Origin of the sequence: Alteripontixanthobacter muriae, assembly GCF_013336795.1 — a bacterium.
GTDB lineage: Bacteria > Pseudomonadota > Alphaproteobacteria > Sphingomonadales > Sphingomonadaceae > Pseudopontixanthobacter > Pseudopontixanthobacter muriae.
Genome location: NZ_JAAFZT010000035.1, coordinates 441,261 through 458,742, shown reverse-complemented (window position 1 = coordinate 458,742; position 17,482 = coordinate 441,261). Strand labels below are relative to the sequence as shown.

General features: G+C 58.6%; 17 protein-coding genes. 13 read left to right on the top strand and 4 right to left on the bottom strand.

The genetic code is table 11. The features are described 5' to 3' along the window. Positions 1 to 19: 19 nt before the first annotated feature. Positions 20 to 667: a helix-turn-helix domain-containing protein gene (locus G7A66_RS12150; RefSeq protein WP_232366874.1), complete on the bottom strand. Its 648-nt coding sequence runs from the start codon at positions 665 to 667 to the stop codon at positions 20 to 22. Positions 668 to 924: 257 nt separating this feature from the next. On the opposite strand from G7A66_RS12150, the gene G7A66_RS12145 reads away from it, so the two are divergent. Then, entirely contained in the window at positions 925 to 1,134 is a 210-nt protein-coding gene (locus G7A66_RS12145) for an ImmA/IrrE family metallo-endopeptidase (RefSeq protein WP_174295888.1), read from the top strand. A 165-nt stretch (positions 1,135 to 1,299) separates the two neighbouring features. Then, the gene (locus tag G7A66_RS12140) at positions 1,300 to 1,536 is read left to right on the top strand and encodes a hypothetical protein (protein WP_174295887.1); all 237 of its coding nucleotides are present in this window, start codon (positions 1,300 to 1,302) and stop codon (positions 1,534 to 1,536) included. A 299-nt stretch (positions 1,537 to 1,835) separates the two neighbouring features. On the opposite strand, the gene G7A66_RS14515 is transcribed toward G7A66_RS12140, so the two are convergent. Beyond that, entirely contained in the window at positions 1,836 to 2,060 is a 225-nt protein-coding gene (locus G7A66_RS14515) for an excalibur calcium-binding domain-containing protein (protein WP_332310551.1), read from the bottom strand. A 177-nt stretch (positions 2,061 to 2,237) separates the two neighbouring features. Beyond that, complete coding sequence (locus G7A66_RS12135) at positions 2,238 to 3,236, bottom strand: SDR family NAD(P)-dependent oxidoreductase (protein ID WP_174295886.1); 999 nt, start codon at positions 3,234 to 3,236, stop codon at positions 2,238 to 2,240. A 339-nt stretch (positions 3,237 to 3,575) separates the two neighbouring features. Here G7A66_RS12135 and G7A66_RS12130 point away from each other — a divergent pair, with 339 nt between their 5' ends. From G7A66_RS12130 to G7A66_RS12110, 5 genes are all read left to right on the top strand, one after another. Next, positions 3,576 to 4,757, top strand: coding sequence for an alpha-hydroxy acid oxidase (locus tag G7A66_RS12130; protein ID WP_174295885.1), 1,182 nt, complete (start codon positions 3,576 to 3,578; stop codon positions 4,755 to 4,757). A gap of 328 nt (positions 4,758 to 5,085) precedes the next feature. Next, complete coding sequence (locus G7A66_RS12125) at positions 5,086 to 5,556, top strand: MaoC/PaaZ C-terminal domain-containing protein (protein WP_174295884.1); 471 nt, start codon at positions 5,086 to 5,088, stop codon at positions 5,554 to 5,556. Next, the gene (locus G7A66_RS12120) at positions 5,556 to 6,089 is read left to right on the top strand and encodes a MaoC family dehydratase (RefSeq protein WP_174295883.1); all 534 of its coding nucleotides are present in this window, start codon (positions 5,556 to 5,558) and stop codon (positions 6,087 to 6,089) included. Before G7A66_RS12125 ends, G7A66_RS12120 begins: the two co-directional genes overlap by 1 nt. After that, positions 6,086 to 6,502, top strand: coding sequence for a Zn-ribbon domain-containing OB-fold protein (locus G7A66_RS12115; RefSeq protein WP_174295882.1), 417 nt, complete (start codon positions 6,086 to 6,088; stop codon positions 6,500 to 6,502). Before G7A66_RS12120 ends, G7A66_RS12115 begins: the two co-directional genes overlap by 4 nt. Further along, a complete protein-coding gene (locus G7A66_RS12110) occupies positions 6,502 to 7,692 on the top strand; it encodes a lipid-transfer protein (protein ID WP_174295881.1) in 1,191 nt (396 codons plus the stop codon). Before G7A66_RS12115 ends, G7A66_RS12110 begins: the two co-directional genes overlap by 1 nt. A gap of 45 nt (positions 7,693 to 7,737) precedes the next feature. On the opposite strand, the gene G7A66_RS12105 is transcribed toward G7A66_RS12110, so the two are convergent. Continuing rightward, the gene (locus G7A66_RS12105) at positions 7,738 to 9,612 is read right to left on the bottom strand and encodes a flavin-containing monooxygenase (RefSeq protein ID WP_232366837.1); all 1,875 of its coding nucleotides are present in this window, start codon (positions 9,610 to 9,612) and stop codon (positions 7,738 to 7,740) included. On the opposite strand from G7A66_RS12105, the gene G7A66_RS12100 reads away from it, so the two are divergent. From G7A66_RS12100 to G7A66_RS12075, 6 genes are all read left to right on the top strand, one after another. Further along, complete coding sequence (locus G7A66_RS12100; RefSeq protein WP_174295880.1) at positions 9,571 to 11,277, top strand: AMP-binding protein; 1,707 nt, start codon at positions 9,571 to 9,573, stop codon at positions 11,275 to 11,277. The genes G7A66_RS12105 and G7A66_RS12100 overlap by 42 nt on opposite strands. Then, complete coding sequence (gene fabG, locus G7A66_RS12095) at positions 11,274 to 12,026, top strand: 3-oxoacyl-ACP reductase FabG (RefSeq protein ID WP_174295879.1); 753 nt, start codon at positions 11,274 to 11,276, stop codon at positions 12,024 to 12,026. Before G7A66_RS12100 ends, fabG begins: the two co-directional genes overlap by 4 nt. Before the next feature lie 21 nt (positions 12,027 to 12,047). After that, positions 12,048 to 12,755, top strand: a complete 708-nt coding sequence (locus G7A66_RS12090) for a TetR/AcrR family transcriptional regulator (protein WP_206675182.1) — start codon at positions 12,048 to 12,050, stop codon at positions 12,753 to 12,755. 176 nt (positions 12,756 to 12,931) lie between these two features. Continuing rightward, positions 12,932 to 15,433 carry a TonB-dependent receptor gene (locus G7A66_RS12085; protein ID WP_206675181.1) on the top strand — a complete coding sequence of 834 codons (2,502 nt, stop codon included), beginning with the start codon at positions 12,932 to 12,934 and terminating at the stop codon, positions 15,431 to 15,433. 68 nt (positions 15,434 to 15,501) lie between these two features. After that, positions 15,502 to 16,446, top strand: a complete 945-nt coding sequence (locus G7A66_RS12080; protein ID WP_174295878.1) for an alpha/beta hydrolase — start codon at positions 15,502 to 15,504, stop codon at positions 16,444 to 16,446. After that, positions 16,443 to 17,482, top strand: a 1,040-nt coding sequence (locus G7A66_RS12075; protein WP_174295877.1) for an MFS transporter, incomplete at its 3' end; no start/stop codon positions are given. The genes G7A66_RS12080 and G7A66_RS12075, both read left to right, overlap by 4 nt.

Below are 17,482 nucleotides of genomic sequence, written 5' to 3'. Positions count from 1 at the left end.
GTCGGAGGCTTCATCCCCCCTAAAGTTCAATCATGATTCTGACATTGTTCAGCCCGGTCCCGTAGGCATCGGCAATTTGCCGTCTGCTTCTTTCGAGCACCTCTCCCAAGGGATCGTTAATCTGGCCGGACAGCAACGCGGAGCTCGATGTTCCTAGCACCTGTGCGAGCAGATCCATTCTTTCTCGAATTGGACGAGTCCGTCCTTGCTCCCAAGCCCAGACTGTCGGCTTACTCACACCCAACTCTGCTGCGACTTGCTCAAGCGTAAGACCTGATTCTTTGCGTAGACGCTGCAACCGAACACCAAATGGCTCGGCTGATCGCGCATCTCTGCTAGCGGATGTATCCACTTCTTGTCCCACGGCACTGCGCAACTGAGCAGCGCTCAAGACCGCCTTAGATATAGGATTTACGAATTGGCATCCCTGTAGATGACCGCTCAACCAGACGACTTTGGCACTTGTCGTTTCCGCACCAGGAAGATCGATCGCCAATGTTTCGCCGACCACCAAAGCGTGCTGACATTCGATCAACATTCCAGTTTCTGAAATGTTGTGGATCGTCACAACCATGGGCGCGCCAGAAGATAAAGTTCCCGATCCCTCCAGCGTTATTCTGCGGCGCGGTTCACGAGCCCTGCCAGTATGCGGCGGTAACTCTCCCATATGCGCCTTGATTACCATCAATCTGACTCCTGCAAACAGGCATCGGCTTTCTGCGGTTTTAGTTAACGCCGAGTATTCTGATGCAATGGCCGCGGCAGGACGAGGTGTACGTGAGACGAAGTGGGCTGATCTGTGGCCGCCTGCGCATAAGGGCGAACAAAGTAGATCGCGGATATCGGTAGAACGTTTTCAAGCTATTTGTCGTATCGAACGTCCGCCTGCTCGAGACGAAAGGCGTAACTGTGTGTCGACTGGAGATGGTCGGCGAGAAGGTTGAGGCCTTCTCGTTTTGGAGTGGTTTCCGACCCTTCGTCTTCTTGGATTCTGACAAGACCAGCGGTGCCCGCGAACGCTTCGATGCTGCCCATGAGCTGGGCCATCTGGTCCTCCATTGCTGGTTCGGCACAGATGAGAATTCCAGCAAGGTGTACTCACCGCGTCTCGTGACCTTCGTAAATCTAGACTAAAGCGACGCTAGAGGGTTTGCGGGCGAACTGGATAACCAGTCGCTCGACTGGCAAAAGCATGTTCATCGCTGTGTTCGAGAATGGCTCGTTTTAGGCCGTCAAGTGCACAGCGCTTGCTCATATCGACCGTAGGTCGCACAAAGCTCCCATTGTTAGGGAGGTTACATGGAAAGCCATGGCGCATTGGTCGGATGGGGGCATCACAGCGATGGCGAGCGTCTCATGCTCAGGGTTGAGAGCATGCCATCTCGCGAAGCAATGGAGCAGCGCAACCCGGACGTTTTCCGCGTTCGATTAAGTAAGCAGCAGGCCTTTTTGCTCGGCAACTATCTGATTGAACAATCGGGACAGACTGCCGTCGATAAGAAGGAGCGGAGCTGGTTTCGGCGCCTATTTGGCTGAGCGATACTGCTCCAATGTGGCTCCCCGCAATCGCAGACGCTTGGGCGATCGAGCGTTTATGGAGAGTCGTTGTACCTAATTGGCTTAGCGTAGGTGTCGGCCTTGCTAGATCAGCACGGGTTGTTCACAGCTTTCGACACTGCCATTCTGGACAGCCTGACAACCCTTTAACATACATCAGTGACGGCAAGCGGTGTGAGCGCAACCGCTGGTCCGGCGCTTGGACTGCTTCTTCCGTTCACGTCGGACCTGCCGGTTAGTAAATCGATCAGCGACGCCCTTTAGGGGCCGCACGCAATTCAATTACCATCCTCCATGTGAGCGCCATAGCCCGGGTGGCCGCGATAGAGAGGTACCGCACCTGCTCCCCTGGCTTCTCTACAGTTGCGATAAGTGGAAGCGGAACGAAACGTGCTTGGGCGCAGGTACTTGCGCTGGCTTGCAAAGGCGCGCCTTCTTCGTTGTTCCCCTGCAAGCAAGGTCCTTTTCGCTGACGAGGAGCGCTGCGCTTTGTTTCGGTCCATCCTAGCCTTGAATACTGCTGGCTTTCGGAAGCGCAAACTTAGCCTGCACAAACAAAAAGGGCGGCCGAAGGCTGCGCAAGAAATCGCCAAGCCTCTTTCTCCCGGCTCTCCTCACGCGGCGCCTTCTTAGATGGGCTGAGCTAAATCCCGCCAATTTCTCGATTGAACTCTTGTCGGTCACACCCCGTGGTAATCACGGTACCAGCGCACGAAATCGGGTATGCCCTGCTCTATTGAGGTGGTGGGCCGGTATCCAAGGTCATCGCTGATCGCGTCTATATCGGCAAAGGTTTTGTACACGTCACCCGGCTGCATCGGCAGGAACTCCTTCTCTGCCTCGCGGCCGCACGCCTGCTCCAGCAATTCCACCACCCGCATAAGATGTTCGCTGCGGTTGTTGCCGATGTTGTAGATGGCATGCGGCTTCGTGCTCCCGCCCGGCTTGGTGGTCTCGTCATCCGCAGGCGGGTTGTCGAGGCATGCCACGATACCGCTCACGATATCGTCGATTTGCGTGAAGTCGCGGTACATATCGCCGTTATTGTAAATGGGGATCGGCTCGCCCACGAGAATCGCTCGGGTGAATTTCCATGTCATCATGTCAGGACGGCTCCAAGGGCCGTAGACGGTAAAGAACCGCAGTCCGGTGAGCGGCAGACGGTAGAGATGGGCATAGGTTTCGCTCATCAACTCGTCAGCCTTTTTTGTCGCGGCGTAGAGAGAGAGGGGGTGATCGACCCTGTCCGCTACCGAAAAAGGCGTCGAACTGTTGCCGCCGTAGACAGAAGAGGAGCTGGCATAGACCATGTGCCGGGTACCGCGGTGACGGGCCAGCTCGAGCATGTTGAGGTGACCAATGAGGTTCGACTGTGCATAGGCCTGTGGATTATCGATGGAAAACCTGACGCCAGCCTGTGCACCGAGATGGACAATGGTGTCGAAGCTGACGTCGCTCAGCGCTGCATTTAGCGCCTTCTCATCCGCGAAATCGCAAAAGGTGAAGGCGAATTCCTTCCCGCCTGCTTCTGAGACCTGGGCCAAGCGATCGCGTTTCAGCGAAACGGCATAATAGTCGTTGAGATCGTCTATCCCGATCACGCTGTCACCCCGCGCGAGCAACCGCGCCGCCAGTGCCGCGCCGATGAATCCAGCAGCCCCCGTGATCAGAATTCGCATCGTGCAGTTCCTTATCGACAATTTCAGCGAGTTGCCTCGCTGCGGGAGCAATGGCCCGGTGAAACTCGTTCGTTCCGGTGTAGCTCGGTTGCAGTCCCTTACTAGAACCGCTTCGCTGGCGCGAGATGAGAGCTGCAATCTAGGCAGCCGCAGATCGAACAACCATTCGCCGCCCTTCAGCCAGAACCGATCTCCCAGTCCCTTTTTGCTGCTGCAGTTCGAAATTGCAGGCGAAGCCTTTCAACAAATCACAGGACTGGCGTAGTACAACCCCATAGAGCAGAAACACCGCAGGGAACATCGCGGTGACGGCTTTGGTACGCAACGGAAGTCTCGACAATGGCCCGCACCTATCCTGTCCCGCACGCGATCCGCTCGCCTGAAGATTGCCACAATGTGGAAGATTTCCGCGAGCTTGCCTGGCGCAAATTGCCGTTTCCGGTCTTTCACTACATCGACGGGGCCGCCGATGACGAGTTGACGAAAGCGCGCAACACCGCAGCCTTCGCTGACGTGGATCTTGTGCCTAATGTGCTCGCCGGGGTGGAAGAGATCGACACCTCAATCGAGATCATGGGGCGCAAGACCGCCCTGCCCCTGATCCTCAGCCCAACTGCGCTACAGCGCCTGTTCCACTGGCAGGGAGAACGCGCCGTCGCAAAGGTGGCCGAACGGCACAACCTCTGGTTCGGCATCTCCAGCCTTTCGAGCGTGAGCATCGAGGAGATCGGGGCCAATTACGCTGGCCCCAAGATGCTGCAATATTACTTTCACCGCGACCGGGGACTTAATTCGGCGCTACTCGAACGCGCGCGCGCTGCAAAATTCGATGCAGTGGCATTGACGGTGGATACGATCGTTTCCGGCAATCGCGAGCGGTGCAAGCGCACCCGCTTCAAAACCCCGCCAGAATTCACGCCCTCAAGCTTCATGTCCTACGCCACCCGGCCGAAGTGGGGATTGAACTTCCTGTTTCGCGAGCGCTTCAGCCTTCCAAACCTGGAAAACCATGTAGCTGAAGGCAGCCGCAGCGCGATTTCCATTCAGGACTATTTCGATACCATGCTGGACCCCAACATGGACTGGGCAGAAGTCGAACGGCTTCGCGGCGACTGGAGCGGCACCTTTTGCCTCAAGGGCGTCATGTCTGCCGCTGATGCACGCCGCGCAGCCGATATCGGCTGCGATGCTATCATGGTCTCGAATCACGGGGGCCGCCAACTCGATGGCAGCCGCGCACCCTTCGACCAGCTTGAGGAAATCGTCGATGCCGTCGGAGAACGCATCGAGGTGATTTGCGATGGCGGCGTGCGCAGAGGTACGCATGTCCTGAAGGCCTTGGCCATGGGCGCCAAGGCGGCAAGTGGAGGCCGCCTCTACCTCTATGCACTCGCCGCTGCCGGCGAAGCGGGCGTGGAGCGAGCCGTCTCCATTTTGCAGGGCGAGATCGAACGGGGAATGCGGCTGATGGGCGTGAAGAGCGCCCAGGAACTGAACCGCTCAATGCTGCGCGCGCGATAAAGGAGTAGCACTAGCCTTGAAAGGGGGCGAGCCGTCGGCCGTTCGGCTCGCTCGGTTTTCTAAGCTGCCGAGCGACAGGGCTGAGCATTGCTGAAAAGGCCTTTTGTGAATTGCCACCTGAGCAGCTCGCACACGAGAGCGCTCCTACACCGCAACAGGGCATTCTACACATTCGTTGATGCCGGATAGTCGCGTGAACGACCATACTGCGTCTAAAGCCCAAAACAGCGCTAAGCTCTCTGCCCTTTTTTCCACGTTTGTGTTGATTCTGAGAAATTGACGCCTTAGGCTAGTCACAAGTTGCGCTCACTTGCGAGGAACCATTGGAATGGAAACCAGCCGATCTTACCCGCGGGGCACCAGGTCCGGCGACTGGGTGACTGCCGACACGCCAGTGGGTTACGAACTCCAGAGCTTGAAGAAAAAGGCGGCAGTGCAGCTCATGGGCTCCAGGCTCTGGGGCCGTTTCAACCCCAATCATTGGGATCCCGTCTACGCGGCGAAGACTGGTTTGAAGGCGCCCATCCAAACCGGAGAAATGTCGTCTGCTTATCTTGCAGAAATGTGCGTCAATCATTTCGGCGAGCACTTCTTCACTGGCGCCAGGTTCAGCTGCAAGTATGTCGCGGCTACTCTCGCAAACGAGGTCATCTCGACGCACGGCATCATCACCGCGAAACAGGAAAACGCTGACGAAGTTCGCTTTACAGTGGACCTCTGGGCCCAGAATGAAGCGGGTGAGAAGAAGACGGTCGGCACGCTCGACGTTGCCGTCCCGCGCGGAAAAGGAGCTGCGTGATGGCCGAGGAAGTAGCCACCGACGCCCTCAAGCCGATGAGCGACATACAGATCGCGCAAACCCGGGCTTTCATCGGCGGATTGGAAGAGGGTTCGACGCCCTACTGGGATGCAGTGGAAATCGGTGACGAGTTGGCCCGCGAACTCACGCTCACGCCGGAACTCGTGGTGCTCTATGCCGATGGGGTGGAGGACTTCAATTCTTGGTACGAAGGATGGACTATGAATGGCTGGCGCGCGGAAGGCAGTTCGCCTTTCGGCAGTGCCATTGTGCCGCCGCTCCTCGTCTCCCATTTTGTGCTCGCAGTGCAGTTCGACCACACGAAGCCCTTCTCCATCGGTTCTATACACACCTTTCATGAATCCGAGATCATTGCCCCCATCCCGGTCGGCACCACGGTCGAAATCCGCACGCGGGCGATAGACAAATATGAAAAGCGCGGCCGTCGTTACGTGCGCCACGAGATCGAGGTGACCGACGTTGCCGGCGGTACGCTCTACTTTCGTGAACTAAGGGACATCATGTCGCTATGACCGATATACCAGTGATCGAGGGGCTCTTCGCCGACGACAATGATGACATTGCTCTTCTTGGCTCCCACTGCACGGGATGCGGAAGCGACTATTTTCCCGAAGCGGTGGGATGCTCTGATCCCGACTGTACGGATGGTGAACTGCGGCGGTGTGAACTGCCGACAACAGGCTCGCTGTACAGCTATAGCTGGCAAAATTACCAGCCGCCGCCGCTGTTCGCGCTCGAGCAGTGGAAACCCTATGCGATTGGGACCGTGGAATTGCAGCCCGGACTTCGAGTGCTCGCGCGGCTCGATATCCCCCGCGAGGAGCTGCGCATCGGCTTGCCGGTCGAGCTCGGCCGAGACGTTATGGCCAAGGGTGGCGACGGCACCATTAGCGGCTACGTTTTTCGTCAGGAGGGAACCAGCTGATGCGGCAGGTTTACGTACTGGGTGCCGGCGCGCATTCCTGGGGTAAGTTTCCCGAAATTGATCAGGTCAGCCTCGCCCGCACAGCGATCGCTGAAGCTTTGAATGATGCAGACCTAACCTGGCGAGATGTGGAGGGCCTGGTCGCGGCGAGCTCCCGTTTTGAGGGCGGCATGGGCTGGGGCCTTCACGGCAACGAGATTCTCCAGAACACTTCAGAAGCGGGCATCGCCTGCATCAATGTGGGCGGTGCCTGCGCCGCCGGCGGAATCGCGTTCACCACCGCCCATGCGCTCGTCGCAAGCGGGCAATACGATTGCGTTATCGCAGCCGGAGCCGAGCGCATGCCGAAAGGCTTCATCGCTCGACCCCCAGGTGGAATGGACGCGGTCAATGATGGTGATTACGTTCGATGGAAAGCGCTTGGCGCAACCAATCCCGCTTATTGGGCTATGGAGGCACGCCGCCGGCAGCACGACCACGGAACATCGGCCGAAACCTTTGCAAAGGCTTCTGTCCTGATGCATGCGAATGCTGTCGGCAACAAGCGGGCGCGATACCGCAAACCGTGCACAGTCGAGGAAGTGCTCGCATCACCAGAAGTAGCCGACCCGCTGCACCTTCTAGAGATTTGCGCGGTGAGTGACGGGGCGGCCGCCGTCGTACTCGGGTCGGAACATTTCGCTCGCAGATTAGGAGAACGTGCCCTACGCGTGGCAGGATGTGCCGCCGCTACCGGTTCGTTCGGCGATCCAGCCGTGCGCATTCCCGCCGTTTCAGCTAACCCTCGCGCCGGGGTTTCGCACACGAGTGAAGTCGTCAATTCGGTCGACCGGGCCATGAGAATGGCCGGTATCGAGCACAAGGATATCGATCTTCTCGAGATCGCCGACAATTCCGTATGGCAAGTGCTGCACTGGCCCGAGATGCTTGGCTTCGTAGAAGCCGGTGAAGCAGACCATATGCTCGTATGCGGCGAGTTCGGCATTGACGGCGCACTGCCGATCAATCCGAGCGGCGGCTTTCTTTCCTTTGGGGAGGCAACAACTGCGCAAGCGCTGCTTCAGATTTGCGAATTGGCGTGGCAGTTGCGGGGAGAGGCTGAGGGGCATCAGGTAGAGAATGCGCAGATCGCCATGTCGGCCGTGCTAGGGCTCGGTGCTAACGGAGCATCGGTAATCCTGCAAAAGTAGATGAGTAGGTATCGTCCCGGCTGCTCGACACTAAGGCTCAATGCTTTAAGCTTGCAGCGCGGGCTCCTTGCGCAGAGTGAAGCCGCTATAGCCGTCCTTGGCCACGTTTTCCAAGATCCGCCGATAGTACCGCACCCCTCCCGAATAGGGCATGAAAACACGCGGCTTGCCGGGCATTTCCGCTCCGATGTAATAAGAGGGCGTCATGAGATAAAGCGTCTCTGCCGCTCGTTCATTGACGTGCTCCACCCAGTCCTGTTCCGCCTGCGCTTCGGCTTCGATTTCCTGGACGTCGTCCTTTCCAGCTTTCTCCAGGAAACTTGCCAGCCAATCGAGTTGCTCCTCAGTCGACAGCAATACGTTGCTCAGGAGTGAAGGGCTTCCCGGGCCCCCGATGATGAACATGTTGGGAAAGCCGTTGACGCCAATACCCAGATTGCTGACCGGACCGGCCTCCCACTTCTTCGCGAGCGCCAGGCCGCCTCGCCCGAAGATATTCGGTGCAAGGAGGGAGCCGGTGAAAGCATCAAAGCCGGTCGCGTAGATCACTACGTCGAACGGCAGATCAGCCGCGCTGGTTCGGATACCCGCCTGCGTAAACTCCTGGATCGGCGTCTCTTTAAGGTCAACTAGGGAGACATTGCTTCGGTTGAAAGCTTCGTAGAAGCCGTCGTCGACAGAAGGACGCCTTGTGCCGAAAGGAAAACCCTCCGGCGTCAGTTTCTCGCGCAGTAGTGGATCTGTCACCCTGCCAGCAATCTTCTTGCGGATAAAATCTGATGCGGTCTTGTTCGAGTCAAGATCTAGAAGAATGTCTTTGTAAGTGAGAGCGAAACCGAAGCCGAGCCGGTTCCAAGCCTTCTCATATTCCCGCTCACGCTCTTCTTCGCTGACCTCGAGGGCCGATGCGCCGTTCGGAATGAAGCCGAGGCCGCTGGGAGAGCGGCGAGCGTCTTCGCGGCGCTGACGATAATTCGCCTTCACTGCTGCATCCTCCTCATCGCTGACCGGAGCATTCGCGGCGGGGATCGAGTAGTTTGCTGTTCGCTGAAAGACGGTCAGATGATCAGCTTCACGGGCGACGACCGGCGTCATCTGCACGCCGGAGGATCCAGTCCCAATGATCGCCACGCGCTTGCCCGAAAGGTCGACGCCCTCGCGCGGCCAATTGGCACTGTAGATGACCCTCCCGTTAAATTCTTCCTGGCCGGGATAGGTGGTGTCCTTCGGACGGGAAAGCTGGCCAACGGCAAGAATCAAATAGGTCGCGCGGTAGGATGTGCCAGCTTCACTGGTGACCACCCACTCTCCTGCGTCCTCATCATACCGCGCCTCGTCCATGCGCGTGGACAAGTCGACATGCTGCCGCAGGTCGAAGCGGTCAGCCACGTGATTGATGTAGCGCAGGATCTCGGGCTGGGTCGCGTAACGTTCTGACCAGCGCCAATCCTGCTCGAGTTCGGGCGAGAAGCGATAGGAATAATCGAAACTCTCCACGTCGCAGCGAGCACCGGGATAGCGGTTGAAGTTCCACACCCCGCCGATCTGGTCCGATGCCTCGATAACCCGCGTAGCAAAGCCCAGACCGCGCAAACTCCACAAGGCGCGAAGGCCGGCAAATCCCGCTCCAACGACGAGCGCATCTAGGCGAACATGTTCTTCCGTGTCGGTCATGCCTCTTCTTCTCCACAAAGAACCTGCCTTGTCAACACAGCTGTTGACTAGAGGACGAGAGGAGAGTTCGCTTCCGCTCCGCGGTCGCATAAACAGCCCGTATTCGCTTGGGCTCTTGGTTTTCCACATGTGTATTGACTGCCGGAACGTTGGCAAGCATCCTTGGACTTCATTTTGAGCAACCCAATTGGTGTGGAGAGGGTCATGGTCAGCCAACACGCGCGGGACGTGGAACAGCGGCAACATGCCCTGGCAGAACGCTATGCCGATTGGGTGCCCAAGACCTTGCACGAAGTGCTAGATGAGGCGGCGCAGGAATTTCCTGATCGCCCGCTCGTGATCACTGATGAAAAGAACCTATCCTACCGCGACATCGCTGCGCACTCGCGAAGCATCGCTGCTGGTCTGATGAAGCTGGGCATACAAAGTGGCGACAAGATCGCGCTCGTGCTGGCAAACTATCCGGAATATGCCGCGCTCAAATACGCGCTATCGAGGATCGGAGCGATTGCAGTTCCCGTCAACATCATGCTCAAGGCGGACGAGCTGAAATATGTCCTCGGTCAATCAGACAGCGTGCTGCTTGTGACTATGGACAGTTTTCGCGGTGTCGATCATCTGGCTATTCTCGATGCAATTAGCCCGGCATGGGCCGAAGAGGCCGGAGGCGAAATCTTACCTCTGCTGCGCCAGATCATCGTCTTCGAAACCGGGGAGGGATCGCGCGAGACGACTGCGCCGAGCTTCTCCAGTCTTTGCAGCGACGTTGACGCGGCCATGCCGCAGGTTTCGCCGGATGCGGTTTGCGATATCCTGTTCACTTCCGGAACCACCGGTCCGCCAAAAGGCGTACAGCTCACCCATGACATGCTCATGCGCTGCGCCTTTGGCAGTGCCTACGCCCGCGCGTTTGAAGACGGCCGGCGCATCATCTTTGCGCTCCCGCTTTTTCACGTATTTGGCTATGTCGAGGGATTGCTGTCGGTGCCCTTCGTTGGCGGAGCGATGGTCCCGCGGCTCCGCTTCGATGCGCAGGACATGCTGCGTAGGATCGAGCACTACCAAGTCAGTGACGCTTTGCTTATTCCGGCCATGTCGCTAGCGCTCATCGAGGCAGCACAAAGCGCCGATTACGACCTTACCTCATTGCATGCCGCCCTTGCCTCAGGCGGCAAAGCGCCCCCGCATCTTTGGGCTCAGCTGCGCAAGATCCTTGGGGTGAACGAGATCACTACCGGCTATGGCATGACCGAAACAACCGCTTCGACCACGGTGACACGGCCGCAGGATCCTGAGGAGAGGCTCTTGACCACAAATGGTCGGCTGCGCGAAGTTGGCCCGGCTGCAGATCCTGCTCTTGAAGGCCTTCTCGTGGACTACAGAGTCGTGGACACCGCCACAGGTGAGCCCCTGCCGCCCGGTGCGATGGGCGAGTTGCAGGCGCGAGGGCTCGGCGTAACGCGGGGCTATTACAACAAACCGATCGAGACTGCCGAAGCCTTCACACCCGATGGCTGGTTGCACACGGGTGATCTCGGATTGATCGACGCTGACAAATACATCACCCTTCTTGGCCGGACAAAGGAATCCTACCGGTGCGGCGGTGAGCAGGTTTTGCCAAGCGAGGTTGAGGATGTCCTGGCGCAGCTTGCCGGCGTGGAGCAGGCCATTGTCGCACCCTTGCCCGATGAGCGAATGGGTGAGGTCGGCGCCGCTTTCATCATCCGCTCGCCGGGATCACAGATCGGAGAGGAGGCAATCATCGATTATGCCCGCGAGAAGCTCGCCCGCTTCAAGGTCCCCCGCCACGTCTTCTTTGTGCAGAGCGATGAACTTCCCTTAACTGCTTCGGGCCGGCCGCAGAAATTTGCGCTAACCAGAATGGCGCAGGAACGTTTGGAGATAATATGACCCGGCCAGTAGCAATCGTCACCGGCGGCGGCCGGGGCATCGGCGCTGCAATCGCGGCGAGACTGGCAGAAGATGGTCATGACGTGGCTATGCTCGACCTTTCAGAAGAAGCGTGCCGGGAGAGCTGCGCAGCCGTCGAGGCGCACGGCGCCCGCGCCTTGGCCGTAGCCGCCGACGTCTCCGATGAAGATGCGGTCGAGCGCGCCATTCACCAGGTGAGCGAAACCCTCGCTCCCCCCTTCGTGCTAATCAACAATGCCGGCATTCTCCGGGATCGCACCGTCACCAAGATGACTCTTGAGGACTGGACCGCCGTGATCGACGTTAATTTGAAATCGGTTTTTCTGACCAGCCGAGCCTGCATTCCGCACATGGCGAAGAATGGCGGGGGCCGGATCGTCAGTCTATCGAGCACTGCTGCGCTCGGCACCTTCGGCGAGGCAAATTATTCAGCGGCGAAGGCCGGTGTGATTGGTCTCACCAAGACGCTCGCGCTGGAAGGGGGGAGACACGGGATCACTGCCAACGTTGTTGCTCCCGGGTTCGTGGTGACGGAGATGACACGCGCGGTGGCGGATCGAAGTGGCATGACGTTCGAAAGCCTCGTTGAACAGATGAAGCGGGAAACCTGCGTCGGCAGGGTTGGCAAGCCGGAGGATATTGCACAAGCGGTATCCTTCTTTGCGGATCGCCGATCATCCTTTATCACCGGCCAAGTGTTGTTTGTCGCCGGTGCGCCGCGGGGCTGACATCGCCTTTGCTTCATCGCCTTGCCCGCTGCGCTTTCAGCGGCCTGTGCAATTACCCAGAAAGAAAAACGCACCATGACGAAGCAGCCTTCGGTGCTTGGCCGGCGCAGATCGGCGGCCAACAAGGTGTCGCGCGCATCTTACCAAGCGCGACGCCAAGAAATTCGCGATGCCGCCATCGCAGTGTTTAATCGTCAAGGCTTCGCCAACGCCAGTTTGAGCAAGGTGGCGCAGGAACTCGAGATCGACCGCGCCACCCTATATTACTACTTCTCTTCCAAGGAGGATCTGTTCGACGAAATCGTCGGCGCCGTTTTGGAACGCAATCATGATCTTGCGCGGGAAATCGCCGTTAGCGCAATCAGCCCGCGCCGCAAGCTGCGTGACCTGATCACCGCGATGATGATATCCTATGATGAAAATTATCCGCTTTTATATATCTATATCCGCGAAGATCTACGCCAGGTGAGTGATGCCCGCAGCGTTTGGTCGAGCAGAATGCGGGAGCTCAATCGCGGCATCGAGCGGGCATTCATCGACATCATCGAGGAAGGGCAAAAAGACGGAACCTTCCGCAAGGCCGGATCTGCCGATGTAGTCGCCCGCGGCATTCTGGGCATGGTGAACTGGACGCACCGCTGGCATCGGCCCGGCAAGGGCTCGACAGCCCGCGAGATTGGCCAGACCTTTTCAGAAATCGCGCTCGCGGGCCTCGAATCGCCCTATTGAATTTCCGCTGCTTCTCCAACGACACTCTCTTGATCAGCCATTTCGACCAGCCTCGCTGCTCGTCTGCGAAAAGTGTTCAACACTGCTGTTGACAATATTTCCACATTGATGTTGATCTAAGTTATCCCGATCACAGGCAGGCAATGCCGAGCGGGCAACGGTCTGGGAGAGAGATCATGAAGAAGATGGCGCAGAGAGCTCAACTAAGTCGCAAAGCCGTCCTGCTCCTTTCAGCGAGCATCGCTGGTTGGTGCACCCCGGCTTTCGCCCAAGTGGAACCCTATGGCCCGGTTCAGCCCCCGATCCCGACCACCGCTGAAGCCGAAGATGAGAATGTCATCATCGTTACCGCGCGCGGACGGGAGGAATCGCTGAACGATGTCCCGGTGGTAGTATCGGTCGTAACCGATGAGGAGATTGCCCGTTCGAATGCGACCGACCTCGTAAAAATCGCCGAACTTACCCCGACGGTCATAGTCGGCGCATATAAGTCGAACGGGGGCGGCTCCCTTGCCATCCGCGGGATCAGTTCGCCGGCCAATCAGGCAGGCTTTGAGCAGGCGGTATCTGTCGCGATCGACGGCGTTCAGACGAGCGACGGGCGCATCGCCCAGCTCGGCTTCTTCGACGTGGACCAGGTAGAAATCCTGAAGGGTCCACAAGCGCTGTTCTTCGGCAAGAACAGCCCCGCCGGCGTAATCGCCGTCCGTACCAAGGATCCGACCTCCTCGCTCGAAATCAGTGGCCGTGCCGGTTACGAGTTCGTGGGCGATGAAATCGTGACTGACCTGGCGGTCTCAGGGCCCCTTTCCGACTCAATCGGTGGGCGCATCGCCTTTCGCTACCGGAACCTCGATGGCTGGCTGCGGAACACAGCGCAGCCAATTGCCAACCCCTTCTACAATCCAGCAACAGGTGCGCCTGCCGGCGCGGCACAACTGCCCGGAGCGCTCGACCAGCGGCCGGGCGAAGAAGAGTTCCTCGGCCGGCTCACGCTCCAAGGGGAATTCGGTGACCGGCTTACTGTGCGCCTCAAGGCGTTTGGAGCGACAGCCGAAGACGCCGGACCAGGCGTTGCCACTCAGAACATAGGTCCATGCACCGGCCCCAATCCGCGCGTCGTAGGAATCCCCGACCCTTTCGCTGAGTGCGTGGTCGACAACCGGACCACAATCGGCGATCTGCCGCTTGCCATTTTCAATACGCTGGCCGGTGATCGCGAGGACGGTCAGGCCTACGGCCGCTTGCGCGCTTTCGTGGCATCGGCGGAGTTGGCGTATTCGCTTTCGGACACACTGACCATCACCTCCACGACGGGTTATAATTGGATCAAATACGAGTTCCTTTCGGGCCTGGACCAGACAACTTTCTCTCAGCTCGCCTTCTTCAACGATCAGCGCAACCGTGCTTTCAGCCAGGAAGTCCGCCTCGTCTCCGACTTCGAGGGCCCCTTCGATTTCATGGTCGGCGGCTACTATCAAGACACGTCGCTGTTCGATACAAATGACGTGAAAGTGCGCGATACCTTCTACCAGGCAGCGAGCGGCCGCTTTGCTCTTTACGAAGATCTCAACCAGCAAGAAGGCCAGACGCTCTCGGCCTTTGCCCAAGGCATCTACGAGATCACGCCGACGCTTGAGCTGGCTGGCGGCGCGCGCTTTACGCGTGAAGAAAAGGACTACACCAAACAGAACCTTTACGGCATTTTCGGATTCAACACGATTGCGACGAATTTCCCGGGATCTGACGAGATCGGCGTCTTGAAGGGCAGTTTCGAAGATGAGAACATTTCACCGGAAGCTTCTTTAACCTGGCGGCCGAGCCCGGACCGGACATTCTTTATCGCCTATAAAACAGGCTTCAAATCCGGGGGTTTCGGCCTCACCAATCCGCTCCAGACAACGACAGTGATCGGCGATGTCGATTACGGTTCTGAAAAAGCCTCCGGCTTCGAAATCGGCGCAAAGGGAACGCTTCTTGATGAGCGCTTGTCGTTCTCGGCTGCGGCATTTGCCTACACTTTCGAGGATCTGCAGGTGAACACCTACGATCCCGCGCGGATCGCCTACACTATCAACAATGCCGGCGAGGTTGAGCAGAGGGGCGCCGAGCTAAGCGGCCGCTATGAAGCCAGCAACATTCTCTCTCTGCATGCTGCGATTGCTTATACGCACAACCGGTTCAAGGATTTCATCGGGCAGTGCTATGCTTACACCTTTCCGGTTGGAGCGACCCGTGCAACGGCCGTGCCGCCGCCAAACTGCTCCTTCGTCAATTCAACAACACTTACCCTGCAGCAGGATTACGAAGGACGCGCACCTGCCCGTTCGCCGGATTGGGCGGGGAATGCCGGCTTCGCGCTTGATATACCCACGGGTGTCTACAAGGTCGGGGTGACGGGCGATGCGTTTTATAGCGGTAGCTATTTTGCCGCAGACACTTTGGCGCCGCCCAGCCGGCAGGATGACTTCTTCCGCTTCAATGCAAGCGTTTCCTTCGGCCCAGAAGATGAGCGCTGGAGTGCGGCGCTGGTCGGCCGCAATCTCACGAACGAATATTACCTGCTCTATGCAGCGGATAGAACTGGCGGGGCCAGCGTTCCAGGTGCAATTGGCGAGCAGCGGGGCGTGGTTAGCCGCGGGCGTGAGATCATGCTGCAGGTCGGTTTCAAGTTTTAGATGGACTGGCAGCGAGCGTGACGGAGAGGCAGGCCGTAATTAGATCACGTGCCCTCGTAGATCCGGAGATGCGGGCGCTTATTGACGCCCTACCCTCCGGTGATCTGACGCCTGAAAATCTCGCCCAGACACGGATGCGTGCGCGGGTCGATGCGCGGCTGTTCGACATGCGTCTGCCGCCTAGCAAAGTCGAGGTGGAGCGGCAGGATGGCTGCATATTAAGCGCCCTTCTGTTCGATCCGCCCCGCAGCGGGCAAACACGAGGTGCTATTCTCCACCTCCATGGCGGCGGCATGGTGATGGGCTCACCCGATATGGCGCGGGTGTCGGGGCCGCAAATCGCGCTGGATCATGGCGTCGTTCTTCTTTCCCTTGATTACCGGCTCGCCCCAGAACATCCCTTTCCGGCTCAACTGGAGGATGGTGAGGCGGCTCTCGATTGGCTGCTCGCTAATGCGGAGCCCCTCGGCATTGAGCCCTCCGCCATCTTCCTCATGGGCGAAAGCGCCGGCGGCGGGCTCGCAGCTGGCCTTGCCCTCAAACTGCGGGACTGCAGAGGTCCAACGATCGCGGGACAAATCCTGACCTATCCGATGCTCGATCACCGCACCGGCGGAGCTCTCGACCCTTATGACCACGGACCCGCCGGCGAGTTTATCTGGACGGGCACGCAAAACACCTTTGGCTGGGCGTCACTAGTCGGCGGCAGAGCCATCGAGCGGGGCGCACATGGCTGGCTTTCACCGTCCACTGCAGAGGATCTTGCCGGATTACCGCCGAGCTTCATCGCGACCGGAGCGCTCGATCTCTTTGCCGCTGAAAACCTGCGCTTTGCCGAGCGCCTTTGCGCTGCAGGAACTCCGTGCGAACTGCACCTTTACAGCGGCGCGATCCACGGTTTCGACATGCTGCGCCGGAGCGCACTTGCCGGCAAATATCAACATGACCGGGATAGGTGGATCAGCGGCATGCTGACCCCTCTGTGCGCGGGCGATCAGAAGGCATCTGCATGACCCCTCAGCGTATCTTGGCGGAAAACCCGATGGGCCGGCGGCAATGGATCGCTGTCGCGCTCGCCATCTTCCTTAATGGACTCGATGGCTATGACGCGGCATCAATCAGCTTTGCTGCTCCAGGGATTGCTGAGAGCTGGGGACTTGATCCGGCAGCGCTCGGATGGGTGCTCTCGATGGAACTGATTGGCATGGCGGTCGGTTCGCTCGCCTTCGGCATGGCGGCTGACCGGTTCGGGCGCAGGCCGTGTATTCTGACCTGTCTTATTTTGATGGCATCGGGCATGCTGGGCGCGACCTTCTCGCAAGATGTCTTGCAGCTATCGACCGCTCGTATTCTCACCGGCCTTGGCATTGGCGGGATGCTCGCATCGCTCACCGCGATCGTCAGCGAATATGCCAATGATCGCTGGCGCCCGGTGGTCATCTCCACGATGATTGTTGGTTATCCGCTCGGATCGGTGCTGGGCGGGTTAGTCGCCCGTCATCTGCTCGTCGTGGGCGAATGGCACGACGTTTTCTTATTCGGCGCAATTGTGACGATCATAGCCTTGCCCCTCGCCTTTGCCCTTATACCGGAATCGCCGATTTGGGCCGGCCGGCAGTCGGTAGGAGAAGGACTTGGGAGGGCTAACAAGATCCTTGCAAAGTTCGGCCTCCCCTCTGCCGAGGATACGGACGCCGGAGGCGCCAGCGGCGGTTCGGCTTCCCTCGCTGCTCTCTTCCGCGGACCGCTGGCGCGCGTCACAATTCTTCTGACCCTGGCCTATGTCGGGCACATGACTTGCTACTATTTCATTCTGAAGTGGATGCCCAAGCTGGTTGTCGATTTCGGATACGAAGCGCAAATTGGGGCCGACATGCTGATCATAGCCATGCTGGCAGGCTCATTCGCCGGGCCCGTCTTTGGCTTTGTAGCCAGCCGCATCACCCTTCCGCGTGCATCGATCATCGTGTTGCTTGGCGCAGCGATAGCTGTGAACGTGTTTGCTCAGGTTGGAACCGATCGGCTTGCGCTGATCGGTGCAGCAGCCCT